Origin of the sequence: Burkholderia sp. BCC0419 (assembly GCF_902830285.1) — a bacterium.
Taxonomy (GTDB): domain Bacteria; phylum Pseudomonadota; class Gammaproteobacteria; order Burkholderiales; family Burkholderiaceae; genus Burkholderia.
In genome coordinates, this window is sequence record NZ_CADESR010000002.1 from 375,733 (window position 1) to 397,273 (window position 21,541).

Consider the following 21,541-nt stretch of genomic DNA (forward strand, 5'->3'; position numbering starts at 1 on the left):
TCAGGCTCGACGTGTCAATTTTATGACCGGGATGCCAGCCATTTCAATTGAGCTAAAATCCCGTCAACCGAGAGAAAAAGTCACGTCATGAACGAAAGCCGAGGTGCCGCGAAGCACCGGGACGAGTTGCCCCCGCTCAATGCGCTGCGCGCTTTCGATGCGGTCGCGCGGCACGGCAGCTTCGCCGGTGCTGCGGCAGAACTGCACGTCACCCACTGGGCCGTAGGAAAACAGATCAGGCTGCTGGAGGACTGGTTCGGCCTGCCGTTGTTCGACCGTCGTCCGCGCGGCGTCGTGCTGACCGACGAAGGGGCCGCATTGCTGAACGACGTCAGCCACGCGTTCGAGCGCCTCGGTACCGCGGTGGTGCGGCTGCGCCACAACCCGTTCACGCACCGGATATCGGGCGTCGTGCGGGTGAACGTGCCGATGAGCTTTGCGCTTTGCTGGCTGTTGCCGCGGCTCGCCGATTTCCATTCGCGGTACCCCGACATCGACGTCAGGGTGTCGACGACATCGCGCAAGCTGCGCTATGTCGCCGACGCTTTCGATATCGGTGTTCGCTCCGGTCCCGAGCAAGGCGCGGGCGTCGTGTCGCGCCCGTTGATGCCCGACCTGCGCGTACCGGCCTGCAATCCCGCCTTGCTGCGCCAGCATCCGATACAGGGCGTGACCGACCTGCGCCATCACACGCTGCTGCATTCGGCCACGACGCGCTCCGCGTGGTCGCACTGGTTGAAGGAAGCGGGTGCTGCCGATCTGCGGGCCGCGCGCCATGTCGAATTCGATCACGTGAATCTTCAGCTTGGCGCGGCCATCGAGGGGCTCGGCGTGGCGCTGGCGTCGCTGCCGCTGATCGGGCGCGATCTCGCCGAAGGGCGCCTCGTGTGTCCCATCGCATCGCCTGTGTGGCGTGCCGACGACTACATGCTGGTGACGAACGCCGATCGCGCCGACGATGCGGCCGTGTCCGCGTTCGAGGCGTGGATGGAAGGCATGGCGAGTCAGGAGGGTGGCTAGGTTCGCCGATCAGATGGCGCGGCACAACGCCGGAGTAGTGCGGCCACTACTCCGGATTTGCGCGTCGGCGATCAGAAGCCGTGGAACATGCCGATGTTGACCTGAACCTGGTTGCCACCCGATGAGGTGTTGCCAAAGTCGGCAGCCGAAGCCTGCGCGCCCTTGGCATGGACGTAGGCGCCCATCGCGTACAGCGCGGTACTCTTCGACAGCGAGTACGTTGCGCCCAGCGACATCTGGTGGATCGAGGCCATCGTGCGACCTTCGGCAGCTTGCGTGGGCGTCGCTGCGGAACCGTAGACATACGTGTAACCCGTCGCCAGCGACAGCGCCGGCGTGACGCGATACTGCAGCAGCGCACCCAGCACGTTGAAGTGGATCGACGGCTGGCCATCGTTGCCCTTGTACTGGGCGTTCGAGTAGCGCAGGCCAGCCGTGTACGGACCCACCTCGTATTGCGCGGCGACTTGCGCGATGCCCGCGCTCTTGAACGCATTGCCGCCGTTGTAGCCCGAACTCGGATAGCCCAGCGCGCCGCCGAAACTCGGTTGTGCCGTTGCGTTCAACCATCCGTTCTCGCCCTGGTTGGCCGCACGAAAGTAGCCGCCGGCGACCGTCAGGCCACCTTGAGCGTAGGTCGCGGCCGCCGACCATGATTGCCCCGAACCCGTTGCACCGGCCACGCCGCCGAACGAGTACGCGGCTTCAGCCTGGAAGCCGTGGATGATCGGCGAAATATACTTCACCGCGTTGTTCTGGTTCGTCGTGTTGTCGTTGTTGTCGACGTCGCCCGGAGTCGAGAACGTCGACGCCGAAATGGCGTCACCCGTCAGGACCTGAACCATTTCCGTCACGGCGTCGAGCTGGCGCCCCATGCGCAAGGCGCCGTACTGATTGGACGCGAGGCCCACGTAAGCCTGGCGGTTGAACAGCGAACGCGTGGAGCCGATCGGCCCTTGGCCGCCTATGCCGCCTGTCGCGATGTTGAAACCATTCTCGATCTTGAATACCGCCTGGAGGCCGCCGCCGAGATCCTCCTGCCCCCTGAGGCCCCATTTGTTCGAACCCGCGGCGCCGCCATCGAGGCCGAACCTGCTGTGGCCATTGATGTTCGACGTGTAGCCGATACCTGCATCGAGCATGCCATACAGGGTGACGGACGACTGTGCCATTGCTGCCGAAGATGCTGCGAAGGCGGCAACAGCGATAACGCTGATGTTGATTTTTTTGTTTTTCATCTGCATTTCACTGTCAGGAGTGGGTTTCGGGATGGATTGAAGCGGCTTTTTTCGTATTCGAATGCAGGTGACGGCGCACGGCCTGCGCGTCGTCTCGGTCGCGACGGCCGGCGTCATGTTCTACAAATCGGCATGCCAAATTCGCTCATTTCGTGATCCTTACAATTTTCCTTGCTCCGTTGGCGAAACCGGACCATGCTCCACCTTCGACAAAAAACGGGCTGGAAATACCGGCCATCCTTGCGGACTGACCAAGCGTCCGGTTCAGCTACTGGCGACGTGCGCCAATACAGCCTGGCCGCACTTTGCAAGTGTAAAAACCATATCAGGAACATAAATTCCCGTCAAAATTTGTTTGATATAAGTTAATCTCGTCTGATTGCTGGGCGCCTTACGGGATTTCCCTTATAAGAATTGGCAGGACGACGTGTTACCGAAGTCCGCGCCATCACGCTGATGATGTCGGCAACGGTAAGCGAATGCGGGCTAGGTGGGTGTGAGGGCGATATCCAACTGCAGGGGCCGCCACGACGACCGATAATCAGAGAGGAAAGTATCGATTGGCAGGTCTCGTTGATTGCGCAGCACCGGCCGATTTCGGTCGTTCGGCAAGCCGAGATTCATCGCTGAAAATCGGTCGCCAAGGTTCGTTCTTGGTAACCGTTTCATTTGCTCCCGGATTGCAATAATCGAAACGGAAAAGGCGATTGTTGAATATCCGTCCATATTGGCCGGAAACTCGCGAGACAAGCGAATGGCGCTACTGTTCGGCGGTGCGCTGAATGACGCAGGCGTTGCGACAGCCGCCGTCGCCCGCGATCTCGATTTGCGCGCGGGCGAACCGGCTAATGCGGATGCTGGGCGAACGAGTGTTTCCGGGCCGGCAGCCAGCGCCCGGTATCGGCCCCCGATTGCGATCGAGCGTCGGTCTCAGCCGAAATCAGCCCTCGATCTTGCGCTGCATTAGATAGAATTTCATGTCGTCGCGGCCATGCATTGAAATCGGTATCGGATCGCGATCAAAGCCGAGCATTTCATAGAATTGGAATGCCGATTCGCGCGCCGTGCACCAGAGCAGGGTGCCGCGCTGTTCGCGGACATGGCGAAGGGACAGATTGACCAGCAGGCGTCCGAATCCCAGGCCACGTACCGACGGATGGACGGCCATGCCGCGAAGGCGCCACGCTTCAGCGTTCGAAACGCCGGATTGCTCTTCTTTACACACCGATGCCACAGCAACGATATTCTCGTTGTCACGAACGGCAAAATGCATTGTCGTTGGGGCGTGGTCTCCGTGTAGAGCGCTTCCCTCTTCATCTCCAGCCATCAAGACTGCGGCCCTGAGGGGATAGGTTTCTTCCGCACGGACGGCGCAGATGGTAAAGCGCACATCTTGTGAAGTCATATAATTATCGGCTCTCTTCGTGACGCAGATTTTCTTCCAATTCTCTTTCGGCATGCCCACTCGCAAAATTAGCAGTTGCCGGGCATGGCCAGTAAGGGTAATTTCCTATCAGCTTCGTTTTTGAATCATACGCTAACTGCGATCACAGATGACGTCGAAAGTCTCGACAGATGCAGAACTGGCCTACGACGAGATCCGATCGAGGATCTTTGACGGCCGCCTTGCGCCTGGGCAGAAAGTATCCCACCGAGGCCTGGCGGACGAACTGGGTTTCGGCCAAATGCCGGTGCGCAGCGCATTGCATTTGCTCGAGTCCGAAGGGCTGGTCGTCGTGATCGAAAAGAGTGGCACCTATGTCGCGTCGCCGACTACCAGCGATCTCCGCGAAATTTTTGAAATGCGGCTGGCCCTGGAGAGTACCGCAGCGTTTCTTGCAGCGAGATCGGGCGTAACGGCAGGTCTTTGCGAGGCGGCAGCAAAAATGCAGGAACTGGTTGACCGAGACGTCTCGGACATCATGCTCGAGCAACGTATCGGTTGGGTGTTTCATCAAGAGTTGTTTGCTGCCGCACGGAACGTACGAATCTCATCGGCGTATGGTCTATTGCGGGCCCAGACCTTGGCCCTGAACGAACTCCCGCGTGGCGACGCGGAAACCGTTCGGCGCGGCACGATCGAGCACCTGAATATCTTTGACGCAATCGAAGCGAACGACGGCGAGCTTGCACGTCAGCATATGTGGAATCACATCGTTGACGGTACGCCGGCACGGATAAAACTGCTAAAGGCACGGCATGAACACGAAAAATAAAGGGCTTTCCCTCCCGATGCAAATGTTTGGCGGACTCGTCCTGGGCGTCGCTTGCGGCGTGTTTGCGCCGGGCTTTGCCGCGAAGCTGGGCTTTCTGAGCACGATGTTCGGCCACGCGATCAAGATGGTCGTCATGCCGTTGATCTTCCTGTCGGTCACGGTCGGGGTCTTTCGTGCGGGCAGGCTTCGCGAGCGGCTCGGAAAGGTCGCCCTGTCCAGTATCGGCTTCTTCGTTTTCATGACTGGCTTGGCTGCATCGTTCGGCCTGCTGCTCAACTTCGTATTTCGACCGGGTCTCGGGGCAAGCGTGACTCACTCTGGATCGATGCCCGCAGCGCTCGCGTCCAGCATCGACTGGACGAAATTCCTCGTTGATCTGATCCCCGCCAACATCGTCGCTGCGCTGTCTGCCGGGAATTCTCTCCCGGTGCTCGTTTTCGGCGTCATTTTCGGCGCGGCATTGTCGGCTGCGCCGGAGCGTGCCGAGCCTGCGATTGCCGTTTTCGAGGCGCTGCTGTCGGGGCTGTTCAAGATGATCCAGTGGGTGATCGCATGGTCGCCGCTCGCGATCTTCGCCGCGATCGCGCAGTTGTTGTCAGCCAAGGGCTTTGCGGGCGCGCACTCGCTTGTCGAGCTTCTGGGCGTGGCCTATCTCGGCATGGCGGTTCTGGCGGTCGTACTCACCATCGTCATTCGCGTCGCCGGTCAGTCGCCGCTCGCCGTGCTCAGGAAGGTGAAGGAACCACTGATCCTCGGTTTCACGACGCGTTCGTCTGAAATTACCTATCCGTTGCACCTGAAGAAGCTGGTTGAATTGGGCGTGCCCTACGGCGTGGCGTCCACGATTTTGCCGCTGGCCTATATTTTCAATCGCGACGGCGCGGTGCTCTACACGGCCCTTGCGGTCGGTTATCTGGCCGACGCCTATCACCTTGTCTGGTCCTGGCCGCTGGTGATCACGATCTTGATCTTGACGATCATCACCATCGACGGCGCAGCCAATGTGCCCTCCGGCGCGATCGTCGCCATCACCATCGTGCTCACGTCGATCGGATTGCCGGCCGATGCGGTGCTGCTGCTGTTGGGCGTTGACGCCTTTTTCGACATGGGGAGAACCGCCCTCAACGTCTACGGAAGCACGGCGGCCGCTGCTGTTGCGGTGAGGCTGTCCGGTTCGGACAGTATGGCCGAGGAAACCGTGCCTCGCCAGGCAAGCGTATAGATGCTCCGGAAGCGACGGGCGCTGCGCGTTTCAAGGTTGCGTGTGCCCATTGCAAGACGCTGGCGTACGTCCACTCGAGCATCCGGGCACGGCGAGGAGACGAGACTGGATGAGCGAGCGTCTTTATCAATTTACAGTTAGTAGAACGGCGTATCGTTGCAGGAGAAACATGATGATTGGTTCAGAGTCCGCAGATTTTTTCATGCTGCGCTTGGGCACGCCGCATCCGTCGTGGACATTTACCGATGACAGCAACATGCTTGGCATCGGCGATTGCGACGGGGTGATGAGTGCCATGTTCGAGCTGGATCGCAACCAGGTCGCACGGATTAGAAGATTGGGCCAATCGGTGGAGAGAATCAGGTGTACGTGCGAACGCGCTGGCCGGGAGCTGCACTTTTATCTCCATGGCAGGCAGGTGTCCCAAGGCGTGTGGGTCGGGGTTGCGTCCGCCGATCCTGACTATCTGCCGACTGAAGCGATGATCGCAACATGGGAAGTACCGAAGCTCGTCGATGCGTTCAGGTTGACGGGCGTGGATGCAGACCTGGTCGCATCGGTTAGCCTGGCCTAAACTGCGATCACAGATTGTTACGCGGGTTCGAGCAGGAAAAGCCCCGATCGGCGGGGCCGATCGTTTGACATGCCCGTCTGTCCTATACGCGTACGCCGTTCAACGCACATGGTTCTGGCACACATCAACCTCGGATCGCCAGAACCAATTTGCTGGTCAGTTCATCGGCCAGCGCTTTTTATTCATTGAGCCGATCGCATCGGTTCGTTTGCTGCACGCCCTCCGATCAAGGAGAGGCGTGCCGCGCTGAAGTTCCCGTCGAGCGAAGATGTCCGGAGTCAGTTCACGCGAGCGCAAGGCATCAAGGTGCACTGGGGAGATCACTCGTCCTCAATGCCGGGTGGTTCTGCACCGCCAAGCCGCGCGCTTGCTTCCCCTGCATCCCGCCAGCCAATGACAATAACCGTGACCTTCTTCCCCGTCACGCACGCCGACGCCGACACCCTCGTCGCGATCCGCATCGCCGCGATGCGCGACAGCCTCGAACGCATCGGCCGTTTCGATCCGCAGCGTGCGCGCGACCGGTTTCTCGCGTCGTTCGACCCGGCGCTATGCCGTTTCATCGAAGCCGAGTATTCGCGTGTGGGCTTCTACACGCTTCGCCCGATGGCGGATCACTGGCTGCTCGACCACCTGTACATCGTGCCCGCGCATCAGGCGAAGGGCATCGGCGCCGTGCTGCGCGAGATCCTTGCCGAAGCCGACGAACACCGGATGCCCGTTCGCGTCGGCGCATTGCGCGGCAGCGACTCGAACCGCTTCTACGAACGGCACGGCTTCGTGCGAACCGACGAAGCGGAATGGGACATCTACTACCGGCGCGAACCGGGCACGGCAACGACGTAGCATTCGCGTGATGCAATCCGCTTGAAATCGACACGCACGCATTAGCGTTTCCACCGATGTGGAAAACGCGGAATCGGCCGATGTTGCAGAGAGGGTGTGAATAATTGATCCGAGGCCGATTATGACGACATCTGCAACAAACGACGTGAATGCCGCGCCGTCCGAAACCGCGGACGCGACAGCAGCATCCGGCGAGGCGGCCCGCGTACCGTCGATCCTGCTGGTCGACGACGAACCGAACGTGCTGTCGGCGCTCAGGCGCGTGTTCCGGCCCACCGGCTACGACATCGTGACCGCCGACAGCGGCGAGGCCGCGCTCGAGATCCTGGCGTCGACCGAAATCGACCTGATCGTGTCCGACATGCGGATGCCGCACATGAGCGGCGCGGAATTCCTGGCGCGCGCGCGGGTGCTGTACCCGGACACGATGCGCATTCTGCTGACCGGCTATGCGGAGATCGCGTCGGTCATGCAGGCCGTCAATGAAGGCGGCGTATATCGCTACCTGAACAAGCCGTGGGACGATCACGACCTGCTGCTGACCATCGATCAGGCGTTGGAGCAGCGCAGTCTGCGTCACGAAGCGGCCCGGCTGGCGGCGCTGACCGAAGCGCAGAACGAAGCGCTGCGCCGTTTCAATACCGACCTCGAAACGCAGGTTCGCGCGCGCACCGAAGAGCTCGGCCAGACGGTGATGTTTCTCGAAGCGGCGCAACGCGACCTGAAAAGCAGCTTCACGGCGATGGTTCAGGTGTGCGCGAGCATGATCGAGCTGCGCTGCGGGGCTGCGAGCGGGCATGCGATGCGGGTCGGCGAGATCGCGCGCCGGCTCGCGCTGGCGGCCGAGATGAGCGAACTGCACGCGCAGGACGTCTATTTCGCGGGGCTGTTGCACGGCATCGGCAAGCTGTCGCTGCCGGACGAAGTGCTGCACAAGCCGCTCGCGCGGATGACGACGGACGAGCGCCGCGTGTTCCAGGAGCATCCGTTGCGCGCGCAGATGGTGCTGACGCCGGTCGCCCAGTTGCACAAGGTCGCGTCGATCGTGCTGCACCAGTACGAGCGCTTCAACGGCCGCGGCACGCCGGACGGCCTGGTCGGCGACGCGATCCCGGTCGGGTCGCGGATCGTCGCGATCGCGCGCGATTTCGAAGGGCTGCGCAACGGCGAAATCGGTGCGCCGCATTCGATCGAGCAGGCGATCGACGTGTTGCGCTCGCAGGCGAGCGTGCGTTACGACCCGCAACTGGTCGCGCGCTTCATCGAGTTGATGCGGGATCCGGCGAGTCTCGGCATCGCGGCGTCCGTCGCGGAAATCCGGTCGCCTCAACTGCGTGAGGGGATGCAGCTCGCCGACGATCTGCGCACGCATCGCGGCGTGTTGTTGATGACGAAAGGCAGCGTGATGTCCGCGCACCAGATCGAGCTCGTACGCCGCTTCGAGACGCGGGAGGGCACGCCGTTCGACATTCTCGTGCTGGCCCGTCCGGCCGGGCAGGCGCACGCTCCCAACGCAGGTGCGCCGCCGGCCTGACATCGAAACGTCGGCCTGATGGCCGCGGTGCGCGCGACCGCCCGCACCGCGGCGATGCATTCAACCCGTTCCGGGCGTCCGATCATGCATGGCATCTACAACCTTCCGCTCGTCCTGCTGTCGCTCGCGATCGCGACGCTGGCCTCCTATACGACGCTCGACCTCGCCGCGTTCATTTCGCTGCTCGACAATCCGAAGCTCAAGCGCGCATGGTTGGGCGGCGGCGCGGCGGCGATGGGCACCGGAATCTGGTCGATGCATTTCGTCGGCATGCTCGCGTTTTCGTTGCCGGTGCCGCTCGGCTATGCATGGCAGGAAACCGGCGCCTCGCTGGCGATCGCGGTGCTCGTATCGTATTTCGCGCTGACCGTCGTCACGCGCGCACGGCTGGCCTGGTGGCGGCTGTGGGCGGGCGGCGTGCTGATGGGCGGCGGGATCGCCGGCATGCACTACATGGGGATGGCCGCGATGCACATGCAGCCCGGCATTCGCTATGATGCCGCGCTGTTCGCCGCGTCGATCGGCATTGCGGTGATCGCGTCGACGGCCGCGCTATGGATCGCGCAGGCGTTGCGCGTGCAGGAGGCGCACCACGCGACCGCGCAACGCATCGGCGCGGCCGTCATCATGGGCATCGCGATTACCGGCATGCACTACACCGCGATGGCGGCCGCGCATTTCGCGCCGGATGCGCGGTGCGGCGCCGCGAACGGCGTCGACGCGCCGTGGCTCGCGACGACGGTCGCGTTGTTTACGATGGCGACGCTGGTCGTCACGCTGCTGGTGTCCCGTTTCGATGCGCGCACAACTTTCCTGCGCGGGATGACCGACACGCTCGAACGGCTCGTGCGGTTGAGAACGAGCGAACTCGAACGCGCGCTGCATAGCTACGAGCAGACGACGCAGATGCTGCAACGCACGCGCGAGAACATGGCGACCGAGATCGACGAACGCAAGGCCGCGCACGCGCTGCTCGAACAGGAGAAGGACGAACAGCGGCGGCTGCTGCATGCGCTCGAGGAAACGCACGAGCAATTGCTGCAGTCGGAAAAGCTCGCGTCGATCGGTCAGCTCGCGGCCGGCGTCGCGCACGAGATCAACAATCCGATCGGCTTCGTCAGCGCGAACCTCAATACGTTGAAGACGTGGGTGCGCAGCCTGCTCGACGTGGTCGCGGCGCATGAAGCCGCGTTGCCGCAGCTCGATCCGGCTACCCGCGACGCGCTGACGGCCGTGCACCGCACGGCGGATCTCGACTACGTCCGCGACGAGATCGCGATGCTGATCGACGAGTCGATCGACGGCGCGCTGCGCGTGCGACGCATCGTGCAGGACCTGCGCGATTTCTCGCGCCCGGCCAGCGACGAATGGAGCGTGGTCGATCTGCATGCGGGCCTCGAGAGCACCCTCAACGTCGTCCACAACGAACTCAAATACAAGGCCGACATCGTGCGCGATTACGGCGATGTCCCGCACGTCGAATGCCTGCCGTCGCAGTTGAACCAGGTCTTCATGAACCTGCTGGTCAACGCGGCGCAGGCGATTCCGGAGCGCGGCGTGATCACGATCCGCACGTCGAGCGACGGCGATCAGGTATCGATCGCGATCAGCGATACCGGCGCCGGCATGACGCCCGACGTCGTCCGGCGGATCTTCGATCCGTTCTTCACCACGAAACCGGTCGGGCAGGGCACGGGGCTCGGGCTGTCGGTATCGCACGGCATCGTCGAGCGCCATCGCGGCACCATCGACGTGACCAGCGAGCCGGGACGCGGCACGACTTTCCGGATACGGTTGCCGGTTCGGCGTGCCGGCGACCGCGCGAACGCGGTAGCGCTGGAGCAACGGGCATGACGACATGGCCGCGGCCGGCGCGGGTGTCGTGTGTCACGCCAATCGCTTGCGGCGCTGACGACGAAAGAAATGCCAGAACATCGCGGTCGCGTCCGGCCCCGTGGCGGAATGGAACGGCTCGCCCGGATCGCCGCCGCTCCATGCATGCCGCAGCCCGCGCACGACGCAGACCCTGACGATCAGCCGCCCACCCTTCAGATAATCGATGTAGTCCGCATCGTCCTGCGCGTAGCTGCGTTGTTCGCCGACGCGGATCGCACCGTGTTCGTCGACTAGCCGGTTGAGTCGCGCGAACGCGATGCCGAGCTGCGTCGCGTTCCGGTCGGTCACGACCGTATCGAGTGCGCCGTGCACGACGAGAGCCGGCATGCCGGGATAGGACGCGACGTCGGCGCACGCGTCGAGCGCATCGATCGGATCGTCGCGGATACCACGGCGCATCAGGCTCATCGCGGCCATCGTCGACGACGGCGGCGCGATGGCCGGGCCCGAGTGCAGGCCGACCGCCGCGAAGCGGTCGGGATACCGTAGCGCCAGCGCCGCGGCGAGCCCGGCGCCGGCGGACATGCCGGCCACGTAGATCCGGTCGCGATCGAAGCCGTGGCGCTGCACGATGGCGTCGACCAGCGACGCAACGGCCGCGGCTTCGGACTCGGTCGCGTCGCCATGCCAGTGCCAGCAGCGGTGCGCATGGGCCGTCTTGGCCTGCTCGGGAAACAGCACGGCGAACCCGGAGCGCTCCGCGAGACGGCACATGCGCGTGCCCGCGGCGAACGATTCGGCGGTCTGCTTGCAGCCGTGCAGCATGACGACGGCCGGCATGCCTGCTGTCTTGGCAGGGGCGGCGGGAAGGTACAGCGCATAGGCAAGATGGTTCACGAGCCGGCCGGCGCTCGGGCCGGCGGAATGAAACGAGCGGAGCCAGGTGCCGGGTGGCCGGGCCGACGGGGCGCGGGTGGCGTGCGCGGTGCCTGTCCGTTTGGCGGCAGGGGCGATGACGGCCGGCTTGACGGTCCGTTGGGCGACCTTTTTGGTGGCCTTTTTGACGGCCGGCCGCGACCTGCCGGCCTGCTTCTTCGGGCGCGCGCCGGTCGCGAGGGAGAACAGGTCGAGAGGCCGCAACCAGAGGCTGGATTTTTTCCTGGGCATGTGCAATTTCGTGCCGGCGGCCGGCCGTGGCAGGAAAATGCGGCCGAATCCGGCGTCGGAATGAAAGTCGAATGAGCGCGGCGCAAGGTTCGTGCTGCCGGTGCCGCGGCAATCGGACAGCGTCGCACCGATTATCGGCGATGCTAGCCGCCCGACGTGACGTGCGTGCGAATCGAAGTTCGCTTCGGTCCTGTCTTTACCGCCGATCCGGTAGCGTATCGTTCAAAGGCACCGAATGCCGCGCCCGGCGGTCGACATTGACCGGCTGACTCGGTCGATTGAAGCTGCCGCTCGGCGCTCACCGCCCGCGCAGCCGGAAACGACGACGGCGACGATCGAAGCGCCGGCTGACGCCGTTATTCACGTGATATCGTGCGATTCGACTGAAGCGTACACCGTTCATTTCGTTGTGAGGGGCGACATGCGGCTTGCTGATTTCATCGTACGGAACATGGAACCGATCCTGGTGCAGTGGGAAGCGTTTGCCGCCACGCTGTTACCGGCCGCGAGGAACATGAACTCGCTCGGGCTACGCGACCACGCGCGCGAGATCCTGACCGCCGTCGCCAAGGACATCGCGACGCCGCAAACGAGGCAAGCGCAATACGAAAAATCGCTGGGGCGCGCGCCCGAGCCGGTGAATACCCGGGAGACGGCCGCCCAGACGCATGCCGTCCTGCGCGCCCGGGGGGGCTTCAACATCAACCAGTTGGCGGCCGAGTATCGTGCGCTGCGCGCCAGCGTGCTGCGTTTGTGGATCGACGCGAGTCAGCCGGGCCCGGCTGATATGGACGACGTGATTCGCTTCAACGAGGCGATCGATCAAGCGCTGGCGGAATCCGTCGCTTTTTTTACCGAACAGGTCGAGCAGGCTCGCAACTTGCTTCTCGGCATGCTGAGTCACGACATGCGCACGCCGCTGCAGACCATCCAGCTCACGGCGTCGTATCTTGCTGCCCTCCATGCGGGTGAGGAAGTATCGGATGCCGCCGCTCGGCTGATCAGAAGCGGTGGTCGCATGCAGGGCCTTCTCGATGATCTCTGCGATTTCAATCGAACCCAGCTCGGGCTGGGCATCAACGTCGTTCCCAGCGATATCGATCTCGCGCACGTGCTCGTCAATGTGGTGGACGAGTTGCGGGCAAGTCATCCCGATCGCGAAATTACCGTCGATATGCGCGGTGATCTCCGGGGTGATTGGGACGACCGCCGGATGCAGCAGTTGCTGAGCAATCTGGTGGGCAATGCCGTCAAGTACGGGGCGCGCGATACACCGGTGCGGGTGGTGGCCGCGTCGATCGGCGCGGAAGTGGTCATCGAGGTCGGCAACAGCGGGCCGGCCATGGATCCGCGCACGCTCGACCGCATTTTCGATCCGCTCGAGCGCGGGGACGATCGCACGCGAAGGACGGGTGACGATGCCGGCCTGGGGCTCGGCTTGTTCATCGCCAGGGAAATCGCCAACGCGCATCGCGGCCGAATTGACGTGCGGTCCGATCAGACGGAAACGGTATTCGCGGTGCGGCTGCCGAGAAGCGTGTGAGGAGTGTGAGGAGTGTGAGGCGGGGAGCGCGGACCCGGGGACGGGTTGACTTCAGGCGGTTCGACTTGGGGGCTTGTCGGACAGGCACTGCTGCATCATTGGAGTGACTGGTGCAGGTGCTGCGGTGGGTTGGGTGCTCATGTGACCGGGAAAAGTTGCTTTGGCTACCCGAGTTTACCAGCGGCCATGATGCGGGAGCGCGAAGTATGCCGTCCGGCCAGTTTCCGGCGGTCACGGCCGGTTGCTACCGGCCACGAGCGGCCGGTCGACGGCGGCACCTAGATCGCTGACAATTCCTGTCTGGTCTGTCAACGGCCGCGCGCCGACACAAGGAAAGGTACGATGGGGCGGAAATTGACCGATACCGAGTCAGAGCTGTACAGGCGAGTGGATGAGGTTCTGTACTACGTATGGGATCCGATCGGCGTCGCAACCTGTCCAGCAGCACGCAACGAATATCATGGGTATCTGCCAAAGGTCTTCGCAATGTTGCAGGAGGGAATGGACGCGTCGCTCATTGCGGCATACCTCGACAACGTTACTACTGAGAGTATGGGCCTAGACTCGAATCCGGGACATTCCAAGCGCGTCGCCGAATTACTGCTCGACTGGAAAGCCGAGGCCTCTGGAAATGGGCGTCAGCAAACGTAAGGCAACGAATGAAACCAGAGTTACGTGCAAATGCTTACGCGATCATGGGTCTGGCATCTACCTTGCTGGGTAGCTACGCATTGGAGCGCGCTATTACGTACTTTGGCATCACCGGTGATTCGGTGGGAGGGGTAGCGTTTGGGGGCGCGGGCATTTGTCTATTCGTTGTTGCAGTCGCCCACTTCTACATGGCAATTGGATACAGATTTGGCCGCCTTGAAGCAGTCGAAGGAAGTCTAGAAAGTGCGACCTTGAAAGCACGGGCAGGTGTAGTTGCTAAGGCGGTTAAAATTTGTTTCTTGCGAAGGCCGGATGCGAAAAAATCGATTTCAGAACATGGTGCTCGATACATCTTCTTCATCGGTAATGGTCGGCCGTGGGTTTGCCCGGAGTCGAGGTTCTTGAGGGACTGAGCTTACGGCTCCTCGAAATGGCGGGCGTAGCCTTGTACGCCGACCCTTGTCAGATAAGCCGCAGGTACTGCTGCATCATCGGGGTGACGGTTGCAGGCGCTGCCGTGGGTTGGGTGCTCATGTGACCGGGAAAAGTTGCTTTGGCCGCCCGAGTTTACCAGTGGGTCGGACGCGTCTGCGCGAAGTTCGCCGTTTGGCCAGGTGCAGGGGGGAATCGGCAGCGACCAGGGGCCTGTCTTAGCTCATGGGCGTAGCGCTGCGGGCACAACCCGCCACGTAGTGCTAACCCCGACACGCCAGTTGCGGTCGACAGTCTAGATTGTGACTGTATGGGTTCGTTGATCGAATTTTGGACGTTCTTCCCATTTCCTCGATATGTCGATCGGAGACCGCTACGTGAACGAATCGACCTACCGTGTCATTTTCGGGTTTGTCATGATCTGCTGACCGTGACGGAGGACATATGGCGCATCCCTTGTACGAATTGCTCAGCAGCCTCGACGAACGCCGCCTCTTTTATACATTGGGCCGGCATCGCCCGGACACCATTCTGATCTCGATAACTGTGCCAGGTGAGCGTATCGAGATCGACGTCTTCGACGATGGACATATGGAAATGTCGCGTTTTTCCGGCGACGAGAGTGTAATTGACGACCCACAAATAATTTTAAAGGCTATCGAGGAGGCGTCCGAGTGAACGGGATTGGTCATGAGACGCAAAGCGCCCACTTTCCGTCGGTCGACGCCGCAACCTTCCAAGCGACACGTCGCTACTTCGCACTATGGCTTGTCGCCATTTTCTACTCGTCAACGGCGCTCGCCGGGCCCAACGTTTGCACTTCAGACCAAGCTCGGAGGGCCGAGGCTGTTTCTGATGCCGCCACGTCGTGGAAGCAGTTGCATCGACAATTTCGAAAGTTCGCAATTTGTGACGATGGGGCAGTCGCGGAAGGGTTCAGCGAATCAAACACTCTTTTGCTCGCAGATCACTGGGGCACTATTCAGCAGTTGGAACCGATGATCGCGTCGGACCCAGCTTTCCGCACGTTCATTGTTCGGCATGTTGACGCTACAGTCCCGGCAGAACGGTTGCGGCGGATCGCCCGAAATGCGGACAAACAATGCCCTGGAACTCTGAAGGACTTTTGCCAAGAGATTCAAGCAGCGGCCGAGAAGTAAGTCAATCAACATCGAAATGCATGTGAAGCATGATCGATAGGGTGTCGGTCCCGGACAGCCTGAGCGTAGGTCTTGGCGTGGGTTTGTACGTTGCGCCTTATCCGATAAGGCGCAGGTACTGCTGCATCATCGGGGTGACGATTGCAGGTGCTGCCGTGGGTTACGTGCTCCTGTGACCGGGAAAAGTCGCTTTGGCTGATGAGTTCACCGCAGCCCGCATGCGATCGCTTGAAATTCGCCATCCGACCTACGGTCGCGATGGCGAGAGGCCACGACTGGACAGAAACGGTCATCGTCGTAAAGCCGGTTAAGTGGACGAGAGTTCCGTAGCCTTGGCCAACTCCGCCATCGCTTGATTTGCTGAATGAAGCATTTCATCGCCCATGCGACTGGCGAGTTCCGCCCTGGCCCGGTTCCACACCGGAAGCGCATCGACCATGAGTCGACGCCCGGATGTCGTCAGCGCAAGCCGCTTTCCAGCACGGCCGCGTCCGCCAGTAGCGCTGACCAGATCTCTGCTCTCCAGGTTCTGAACATTTCGGCTGAGGGTAGTCGGATCGACCCCGGCACTATCGGCAAGATCGACGAGCGTCGCTCCCTCGGCCGCACCGATCCCAACCAGGAGGCTGAATTGCTCGGCCGTCAGCCCGAGCGGTTTGAAGCGGGCATTGTAGTAACGCGTGAGTGCACGCGCCGTTGCTCGAGCCTGGAAGCCCGGACACTCCGCAGCGACGTCCTTCAAAGATTCTGGATCGAAACCGTTCACGTGTACCTCCTTGACAGTCCTGTTCTTGAATAATACTGTATATGCATTATTATTGAGGGCACAATGCCAGCATACGTACACGTCAACCTCCGCGTCATCGATTTCGCCAAGCAGGCTGCTCTCGCTCCACGCTTTCAAGCGGCGCTCACAGAGGCGGGCGGGAAGATCCTGCATTTCGGTCCTGTTGCGCAGAGTCTGGAAGGGGATGAGGCGCCGCTGCCGATGGCCGGCGTGTTCGAGTTTCCGACGCTCGCTCAAGCGCTGGCCTTCTACAATTCCGAGCGGTATGCGCCAATCAAGGCCGAACGTCGGGAAGCCCAGCAAGCGCGGATGTTCATCGTCGAAACACCCGCTTGAGTGACCGCGTTCGGCAGGCGTGACGGCCCGGAACGGGTCGGCATCCGCCAGTCGGCTGTCACCCGATGCCAATCGACCGGGTTCGACTGCGGATTCAACCCGTCGTCGGCGACAGCCGAAGGCGTCGGGCGACATCCGGCCGATATGAGACGTCCGGCAGGAGCGCGTCAATTGTCTATAATCGCAACCTCGACGCATCGCGCATCGGCCCATGATCACCGTTCGTTCGCTCGTGCTACGATTTGCGGTGCCAGCCTGACAAACGAAAACAGGCATTGACCAATCCGTAGCGAACTGCAAAAAACCCCACTCAAACAATGTACGCAGCTGCCTGGCCTCCCTCGAAAATGCACCGAAAGCCGGTGTCGATGCAGTGATTGCATCCGCCTCGGCATTCGTCCCGGACCTGTTGTCAATAACAGTCCGGGGATGTCGCTCGAATCGACTTATCGCGTCTAGATTCGTGCGATTGCATTTTCACGAGACCACAACATGCGTATTTTCAATGCGATGGCGGCTCACGCCATCCCGCTCGTCCCCCGTTCGCTGATCCGTAAGATTTCGCGCCGCTACATCGCTGGCGAAACGCTTTCCGATGCCTGCGCGCGCGTCCAAGCGCTCCATGCAGCAGGCTTCCGAACGACCGTTGATGTGTTGGGCGAGACTGCGTCGACGGCAGCTCAGGCGGAGTCGATGACTCGCGATTATCTCGATCTCGTTCAAGCGCTTGGCGCGCAAAACGAGCCCGCCGAGCTGTCGATCAAACTGACCGCGCTGGGGTTGCATCTCGACGAAGACGCATGCATGGCGCGCGTCGTGTTGATTCTACGAGCGGCGACGACGCAGGGAATCAGCGCGTGCATCGACATGGAGGACATCAGTTGCACCCAGAAAACACTCGACGCGTTCTTGAAGCTCGAAGCCGACGCATATCCAATCGGAATCGCGCTGCAAGCGTATTTGATGCGTACGGACGATGACATCGTTCCGCTCAAGGCTCGCAAGAGCCGCATGCGTATTTGCAAGGGAATTTATGCAGAGGCAAATGAACATCTCGTCGCCGGTGCATCGAGGGATCGGACAGCGATCAACGCGCACTTTGTTCGGCACGTATCGAGTGCAATTCAGGCGGGATCATTCGTGGGCATTGCAACCCACGACGCACGATTGATCGAATCGCTAACCAACTGGCTGCAACGCGAGCAGGTCGACAGGTCAGGATTCGAGTTCCAGATGTTGCTGGGGGTGTGCGAACCGCTGCGTGACGCTTTGCTTTCGGAAGGATTTAACGTGCGCATCTATGTGCCATATGGTCATGACTGGTATGGCTACAGCACACGACGAATCAGGGAGAACCCACGAATTGCCGGATATATCCTGTCGGCGATGATACGTCGCGATCGGACTCGCTAGCCGTTACAGCACGCACTTTGGATCGGGACCGACCGGATCGGTGGTCCCGGTTCGAACGGCAGCTTCCGAGAGCACTACAGTACGAATCATGCGACCGGCCCAGAGCTGCCCACCGACGCGACGCAGTACGTCGCCGCGCCGGCGGGCGTCCTGCCATCAATGCGCGTCGGTGAACCGCGGATCGATATACGCGTCGACGTCCTGCGACTGCTTGTACACGGCGTTACGCACGTTGAACGCATTCGCGTTGCGCGTCGAGCCGTAGATCGAATCGAGCCCGTCGCCCTTGCGGAACACCCGCTTCGCGGCCGCCTCGTCGAGCAGGTGCGTGCCCTTCAGCAGCGGAAGGTATTGCGCCGGCGCGAGCCCGACGCGCGCCGACATGATCTTGACCGCGTCGGCCTGCGTCTTCGGATCGTTGATGTACGCGACGCAGCGATACCAGACCTTGACCACCTTCGCCCAGTCGGCCCGGCGCGCGGCGAGGCTCGCCGGCGCGACGGTGATCGCATCGTAGATCAGCCCCGGCGCATCCGCCGACGTGAAGATCGCGCGTGCGCCCGGCGCGCGCTTCAACGCCTCGCCGGCGTTCGGTTGCCATGCGGCCACCGCCGCGATATCGGTCGACGAACCGAGCACTTGCGGCAACTCGTTGGTTTTCGCATTCACGAGCGTGACGTCGCTGTCCTTGAGCCCGTGCTTCTGCAGCGCGGTTTCGAGCAGAAGATGGTCGACCAGGCCGAGCTCGACGCCGACCTTCTTGCCCTTCAGCGCTTCAACGGTGCGCAGCGGCGGCTTCGCGACGATCATGTCGTTGCCGGCCGAATAGTCGGTCAGCAGGATCATCACGTTCTTCGCGCCGGATGCGCCCGTCACCAGCGCATCGCCGTTGGTCGCCGCGACCGCGTCGAGCTTGCCTGCGGAAAACGCGTCGAGCGACGCCGAATAATCGAACCATTCGAAATCGACGTCGACGCCGGCCTCCTTGAACCAGCCCTTGTCGAGCGCGACCTGGAAGGCGACCCAGCCGGGCCAGTCGCTGTAGCCGATCTTCAGCGGTGCGGCAGCCTGCGCGGCAGGCGCCGCCCATAGCGCGGCAGCCGCGGCGGCCGCGCCCAATGCATGACGGATGAAACGGAAGGACGGCAGGCGGCGGAACGCCGGGGCGGGACGGGTCATCGTTGTTCTCCAGGAGACCGGGATCGGGATCGTCGATACGGACCGTGCGCGAGCGCACCGTCCGACTGCGTGACCGGTTCCTGCGGATGCGGAACGAACAGGCGGCCACGGAGAGGCGCGACGGCCGTTGCCATCGCCGATCTCCCGGGCTTTTGTCCCGCCGTGTAGCACGTGCGCATCCGGTCTTGCGATCGGACGAACCCGCGCCGGGCTGCTCTCGGACCAGACGTTCGATGATGAACCGGAACCCTAGCACCCCTAAGATGCGACGCCGCCGCACCTCTCGGCGTCATGCCGAGCGAGAAGTGTGCCAACGGCGCGCGGCAATGCGACTCAACGGCGGCGCAGGGTGCGCTGAAGTTCGATGAAGCGGGCGGCGAATAGCGCGTGCAGTGCGCGCCGGAGCAGGTCGAGCTTGTTCATGAAGGAGCAGGTATGAGGTGACGGTGCATGGGTTCAGCAATGCCCATGCCATCGCGGATCGCGCGGTGCGCAAGCCCGCGACGCGCACTGCGCCGGTGCGCGGTTGCGTGTGCATGGTGCGCCGCGCGCCCGCCGCGAGGGCAAGCGCATGCGTCCGCCATTCGCTTGCCGCGCGGCATCGCGCCGCCGGGCCGCCGGGCCGCGTGTTGCGGTCATCGGGCGGCGGCTGGCATGCAACTCGCTTATTCGTTGCCCGAGAGGTGCGAAGCAATTTGCATCATCTTCAGGATCGCTAGGGTTCCGGTCGTGCGGCGTGCGCCGCGCGATGCCTGGTCCGAGAGCAATCCGGTCTTGCCTTCGCCTCGATGAGAGGAAACGGCGAGGCTCCACGGAGGGATAAAAGCCCGGGAGGTCGCGATGTCGTTCGGTCGCCCTCTCACGCCTTTTATCCAACCGACCCCGGAGCCGCCATGTCGCCGAGCCCCCAAGCCGTCCTTGCCCCGCCGCCACACGTCGCGTGGGAAACGCTGATTCCCGCCGGAACCCACTGGTCCGGCATTCTGCGCCGCGGTCTCGCGCTGCGCGTCGTCGATGTCGACGGCGGCGCGAACCTGTCCGCCGTCTTTCATCGCCAGGAAGACCTGCTCGAACGCTACAACATGGCCGATACGCTGAAGGCGCAACACACCGCGCATCTGACGCGCGGCCATGCGCTGTACACGGACATGGGGCGCGTGATCGCGTCGATCACGGCCGACACGCTCGGCTGGCACGATCCGCTCGGCGGCGTCGGCGATGCGCGGCTGTTCGCGCACAAGTACGGCGCGTCCTCATACCAGGCCGACCGCAACGCGATGATCCGCAACGGTCGCGACAGCCTCGTGCTCGAGCTCGCGAAATACGGGCTGTCGGCGCGCGACCTCGCCGCGAACGTCAATTTCTTCAGCAAGCTGGACACGCGCGATGACGGCGCGCTCGAATTCGTCGCCGGACATTCGCCGGCCGGCAGTGCGTTCGACCTGCGCTTCGAGATGAATACGCTCGCGGCGTTCTCGACCGCGCCGCATCCGCTCGATCCGCGTCCGGACTACGCGCCGAAAGCAGTGAAGCTGATCGCGTACCGCGCGTATCCGGTTGATGGCGCGGCGCCCGAGGATGACCCGTGCCGGCGCGCGTGCGCGGAGAACACGCGCGGCTTCGCCAACACCGACCGTCTGTTCGCATGAGGAGCGAGACCATGCCGATCACCGAAAGCCGACTCGACCCGCGCGACGCGATCCACGACATCACGCTGAAGGCGGGCGACCCGTGGCTGCACGACCTGAAGTGCGGGCAGACTTTCCGCATTCTCGACCTGGAAGGCAACCAGGCCGTCGACACGCTGTTCTACCGCACCGACGATCCCGAGGAGCGCTACAGCGCGCAGGACACGATCCGCGCGCAGCGCAACCTGTACCTGAGCGCGGGCAGCGTGCTCATTTCGAGCCGCGGCAACCCGATGGCGACGATCGTCGCCGACACGTGCGGCCGCCACGACACCCTCGGCGGCGCGTGCGCGGCCGAGAGCAACACGGTGCGCTATGCGCTCGACAAGCGTTACATGCACAACTGCCGCGACAGCTTCCTCAACGCGATCGCGCACTGCACGTGCGGCGCCGGCGCGCGGCTCACCAAGCGCGACCTGGTCGGCAACGTCAACTTCTTCATGAACGTGCCCGTCACGCCGCTCGGCGGCCTCACGTTCGAGGACGGCATCTCCGCGCCCGGCAAGTACGTCGAGATGCGTGCGGAGATGGACGTCACGGTGCTGATCTCGAACTGCCCGCAACTCAACAATCCGTGCAACGGCTACAACCCGACGCCCGTGCGCCTGATGGTGTGGGAGGCGGAATGAACTGCCCCCACGCTCACTTGCTTTGCATGGGGCCGGAGTACGCGCTGAAGCGCTACTCCGGGCCGACACG

General features: G+C 62.6%; 21 protein-coding genes and 2 riboswitches. Of the genes, 16 read left to right on the top strand and 5 right to left on the bottom strand.

Annotated elements, in window-relative coordinates; translation table 11 throughout:
• Nucleotides 1-87 precede the first annotated feature (87 nt).
• Complete coding sequence (gcvA, locus tag HWW87_RS15250) at nucleotides 88-1,020, top strand: transcriptional regulator GcvA (RefSeq protein WP_175820976.1); 933 nt, start codon at nucleotides 88-90, stop codon at nucleotides 1,018-1,020.
• A gap of 71 nt (nucleotides 1,021-1,091) precedes the next feature.
• Here the strand turns inward: gcvA and HWW87_RS15255 are convergent, their stop codons facing one another.
• Both HWW87_RS15255 and HWW87_RS15260 read right to left on the bottom strand, forming a co-directional pair.
• The gene (locus HWW87_RS15255) at nucleotides 1,092-2,258 is read right to left on the bottom strand and encodes a porin (RefSeq protein WP_175821475.1); all 1,167 of its coding nucleotides are present in this window, start codon (nucleotides 2,256-2,258) and stop codon (nucleotides 1,092-1,094) included.
• Between the two features lie 940 nt (nucleotides 2,259-3,198).
• Nucleotides 3,199-3,663 carry a GNAT family N-acetyltransferase gene (locus tag HWW87_RS15260; protein WP_175821476.1) on the bottom strand — a complete coding sequence of 155 codons (465 nt, stop codon included), beginning with the start codon at nucleotides 3,661-3,663 and terminating at the stop codon, nucleotides 3,199-3,201.
• A 148-nt stretch (nucleotides 3,664-3,811) separates the two neighbouring features.
• On the opposite strand from HWW87_RS15260, the gene HWW87_RS15265 reads away from it, so the two are divergent.
• The 6 genes from HWW87_RS15265 to HWW87_RS15290 all read left to right on the top strand — a co-directional run bounded on the left by HWW87_RS15265 (nucleotide 3,812) and on the right by HWW87_RS15290 (nucleotide 10,504).
• The gene (locus HWW87_RS15265) at nucleotides 3,812-4,474 is read left to right on the top strand and encodes a GntR family transcriptional regulator (RefSeq protein ID WP_175820977.1); all 663 of its coding nucleotides are present in this window, start codon (nucleotides 3,812-3,814) and stop codon (nucleotides 4,472-4,474) included.
• The gene (locus HWW87_RS15270; RefSeq protein ID WP_175820978.1) at nucleotides 4,458-5,696 is read left to right on the top strand and encodes a dicarboxylate/amino acid:cation symporter; all 1,239 of its coding nucleotides are present in this window, start codon (nucleotides 4,458-4,460) and stop codon (nucleotides 5,694-5,696) included. Before HWW87_RS15265 ends, HWW87_RS15270 begins: the two co-directional genes overlap by 17 nt.
• A 169-nt stretch (nucleotides 5,697-5,865) precedes the next feature.
• A complete protein-coding gene (locus tag HWW87_RS15275; protein ID WP_175821477.1) occupies nucleotides 5,866-6,270 on the top strand; it encodes a hypothetical protein in 405 nt (134 codons plus the stop codon).
• A gap of 393 nt (nucleotides 6,271-6,663) precedes the next feature.
• Complete coding sequence (locus tag HWW87_RS15280; RefSeq protein WP_175820979.1) at nucleotides 6,664-7,116, top strand: GNAT family N-acetyltransferase; 453 nt, start codon at nucleotides 6,664-6,666, stop codon at nucleotides 7,114-7,116.
• Nucleotides 7,117-7,237: 121 nt separating this feature from the next.
• Nucleotides 7,238-8,650 carry an HD domain-containing phosphohydrolase gene (locus HWW87_RS15285; RefSeq protein WP_175820980.1) on the top strand — a complete coding sequence of 471 codons (1,413 nt, stop codon included), beginning with the start codon at nucleotides 7,238-7,240 and terminating at the stop codon, nucleotides 8,648-8,650.
• A gap of 84 nt (nucleotides 8,651-8,734) precedes the next feature.
• Entirely contained in the window at nucleotides 8,735-10,504 is a 1,770-nt protein-coding gene (locus HWW87_RS15290) for a histidine kinase (RefSeq protein ID WP_175820981.1), read from the top strand.
• A gap of 33 nt (nucleotides 10,505-10,537) precedes the next feature.
• Here HWW87_RS15290 and HWW87_RS15295 read toward each other — a convergent pair whose 3' ends face one another.
• Nucleotides 10,538-11,653 carry an alpha/beta fold hydrolase gene (locus tag HWW87_RS15295; RefSeq protein WP_175820982.1) on the bottom strand — a complete coding sequence of 372 codons (1,116 nt, stop codon included), beginning with the start codon at nucleotides 11,651-11,653 and terminating at the stop codon, nucleotides 10,538-10,540.
• 421 nt (nucleotides 11,654-12,074) lie between these two features.
• Here HWW87_RS15295 and HWW87_RS15300 point away from each other — a divergent pair, with 421 nt between their 5' ends.
• The 5 genes from HWW87_RS15300 to HWW87_RS15320 all read left to right on the top strand — a co-directional run bounded on the left by HWW87_RS15300 (nucleotide 12,075) and on the right by HWW87_RS15320 (nucleotide 15,439).
• The gene (locus HWW87_RS15300) at nucleotides 12,075-13,196 is read left to right on the top strand and encodes a sensor histidine kinase (RefSeq protein WP_175821478.1); all 1,122 of its coding nucleotides are present in this window, start codon (nucleotides 12,075-12,077) and stop codon (nucleotides 13,194-13,196) included.
• 342 nt (nucleotides 13,197-13,538) lie between these two features.
• On the top strand, nucleotides 13,539-13,847 hold the full coding sequence (locus HWW87_RS15305; RefSeq protein WP_175820729.1) for a hypothetical protein: 309 nt from the start codon (nucleotides 13,539-13,541) through the stop codon (nucleotides 13,845-13,847).
• A gap of 8 nt (nucleotides 13,848-13,855) precedes the next feature.
• Entirely contained in the window at nucleotides 13,856-14,260 is a 405-nt protein-coding gene (locus HWW87_RS15310; protein ID WP_175820983.1) for a hypothetical protein, read from the top strand.
• A gap of 463 nt (nucleotides 14,261-14,723) precedes the next feature.
• The gene (locus HWW87_RS15315) at nucleotides 14,724-14,957 is read left to right on the top strand and encodes a hypothetical protein (protein WP_175820984.1); all 234 of its coding nucleotides are present in this window, start codon (nucleotides 14,724-14,726) and stop codon (nucleotides 14,955-14,957) included.
• The gene (locus HWW87_RS15320; protein WP_175820985.1) at nucleotides 14,954-15,439 is read left to right on the top strand and encodes a hypothetical protein; all 486 of its coding nucleotides are present in this window, start codon (nucleotides 14,954-14,956) and stop codon (nucleotides 15,437-15,439) included. Before HWW87_RS15315 ends, HWW87_RS15320 begins: the two co-directional genes overlap by 4 nt.
• Before the next feature lie 307 nt (nucleotides 15,440-15,746).
• Here the strand turns inward: HWW87_RS15320 and HWW87_RS15325 are convergent, their stop codons facing one another.
• Entirely contained in the window at nucleotides 15,747-16,205 is a 459-nt protein-coding gene (locus HWW87_RS15325) for a MarR family winged helix-turn-helix transcriptional regulator (protein ID WP_175820986.1), read from the bottom strand.
• Between the two features lie 63 nt (nucleotides 16,206-16,268).
• Between HWW87_RS15325 and HWW87_RS15330 the strand changes: the two genes are divergently transcribed.
• The gene (locus HWW87_RS15330) at nucleotides 16,269-16,562 is read left to right on the top strand and encodes a DUF1330 domain-containing protein (protein ID WP_174432578.1); all 294 of its coding nucleotides are present in this window, start codon (nucleotides 16,269-16,271) and stop codon (nucleotides 16,560-16,562) included.
• A gap of 492 nt (nucleotides 16,563-17,054) precedes the next feature.
• Nucleotides 17,055-17,975, top strand: coding sequence for a proline dehydrogenase family protein (locus tag HWW87_RS15335; protein WP_175820987.1), 921 nt, complete (start codon nucleotides 17,055-17,057; stop codon nucleotides 17,973-17,975).
• A 156-nt stretch (nucleotides 17,976-18,131) separates the two neighbouring features.
• On the opposite strand, the gene HWW87_RS15340 is transcribed toward HWW87_RS15335, so the two are convergent.
• Nucleotides 18,132-19,154, bottom strand: coding sequence for an ABC transporter substrate-binding protein (locus HWW87_RS15340; RefSeq protein ID WP_175820988.1), 1,023 nt, complete (start codon nucleotides 19,152-19,154; stop codon nucleotides 18,132-18,134).
• 139 nt (nucleotides 19,155-19,293) lie between these two features.
• Nucleotides 19,294-19,418, bottom strand: a riboswitch (guanidine-I (ykkC/yxkD leader).
• A 440-nt stretch (nucleotides 19,419-19,858) separates the two neighbouring features.
• Nucleotides 19,859-19,990, top strand: a riboswitch (guanidine-I (ykkC/yxkD leader).
• A gap of 57 nt (nucleotides 19,991-20,047) precedes the next feature.
• On the opposite strand from HWW87_RS15340, the gene HWW87_RS15345 reads away from it, so the two are divergent.
• Nucleotides 20,048-20,803, top strand: coding sequence for an urea amidolyase associated protein UAAP1 (locus HWW87_RS15345; protein WP_175820989.1), 756 nt, complete (start codon nucleotides 20,048-20,050; stop codon nucleotides 20,801-20,803).
• Nucleotides 20,804-20,814: 11 nt separating this feature from the next.
• Nucleotides 20,815-21,471, top strand: a complete 657-nt coding sequence (locus HWW87_RS15350) for an urea amidolyase associated protein UAAP2 (protein WP_175820990.1) — start codon at nucleotides 20,815-20,817, stop codon at nucleotides 21,469-21,471.
• Nucleotides 21,472-21,541 lie beyond the last annotated feature (70 nt).

Bases quoted from the DNA above. Each gene is read 5' to 3' on its own strand.
- gcvA (WP_175820976.1), top strand. From the start codon at position 88: ATGAACGAAAGCCGAGGTGCCGCGAAGCACCGGGACGAGTTGCCCCCG.
- HWW87_RS15255 (WP_175821475.1), bottom strand. From the start codon at position 2,258: ATGAAAAACAAAAAAATCAACATCAGCGTTATCGCTGTTGCCGCCTTC.
- HWW87_RS15260 (WP_175821476.1), bottom strand. From the start codon at position 3,663: ATGACTTCACAAGATGTGCGCTTTACCATCTGCGCCGTCCGTGCGGAA.
- HWW87_RS15265 (WP_175820977.1), top strand. From the start codon at position 3,812: ATGACGTCGAAAGTCTCGACAGATGCAGAACTGGCCTACGACGAGATC.
- HWW87_RS15270 (WP_175820978.1), top strand. From the start codon at position 4,458: ATGAACACGAAAAATAAAGGGCTTTCCCTCCCGATGCAAATGTTTGGC.
- HWW87_RS15275 (WP_175821477.1), top strand. From the start codon at position 5,866: ATGATGATTGGTTCAGAGTCCGCAGATTTTTTCATGCTGCGCTTGGGC.
- HWW87_RS15280 (WP_175820979.1), top strand. From the start codon at position 6,664: ATGACAATAACCGTGACCTTCTTCCCCGTCACGCACGCCGACGCCGAC.
- HWW87_RS15285 (WP_175820980.1), top strand. From the start codon at position 7,238: ATGACGACATCTGCAACAAACGACGTGAATGCCGCGCCGTCCGAAACC.
- HWW87_RS15290 (WP_175820981.1), top strand. From the start codon at position 8,735: ATGCATGGCATCTACAACCTTCCGCTCGTCCTGCTGTCGCTCGCGATC.
- HWW87_RS15295 (WP_175820982.1), bottom strand. From the start codon at position 11,653: ATGCCCAGGAAAAAATCCAGCCTCTGGTTGCGGCCTCTCGACCTGTTC.
- HWW87_RS15300 (WP_175821478.1), top strand. From the start codon at position 12,075: ATGCGGCTTGCTGATTTCATCGTACGGAACATGGAACCGATCCTGGTG.
- HWW87_RS15305 (WP_175820729.1), top strand. From the start codon at position 13,539: ATGGGGCGGAAATTGACCGATACCGAGTCAGAGCTGTACAGGCGAGTG.
- HWW87_RS15310 (WP_175820983.1), top strand. From the start codon at position 13,856: ATGAAACCAGAGTTACGTGCAAATGCTTACGCGATCATGGGTCTGGCA.
- HWW87_RS15315 (WP_175820984.1), top strand. From the start codon at position 14,724: ATGGCGCATCCCTTGTACGAATTGCTCAGCAGCCTCGACGAACGCCGC.
- HWW87_RS15330 (WP_174432578.1), top strand. From the start codon at position 16,269: ATGCCAGCATACGTACACGTCAACCTCCGCGTCATCGATTTCGCCAAG.
- HWW87_RS15335 (WP_175820987.1), top strand. From the start codon at position 17,055: ATGCGTATTTTCAATGCGATGGCGGCTCACGCCATCCCGCTCGTCCCC.
- HWW87_RS15340 (WP_175820988.1), bottom strand. From the start codon at position 19,154: ATGACCCGTCCCGCCCCGGCGTTCCGCCGCCTGCCGTCCTTCCGTTTC.
- HWW87_RS15345 (WP_175820989.1), top strand. From the start codon at position 20,048: ATGTCGCCGAGCCCCCAAGCCGTCCTTGCCCCGCCGCCACACGTCGCG.
- HWW87_RS15350 (WP_175820990.1), top strand. From the start codon at position 20,815: ATGCCGATCACCGAAAGCCGACTCGACCCGCGCGACGCGATCCACGAC.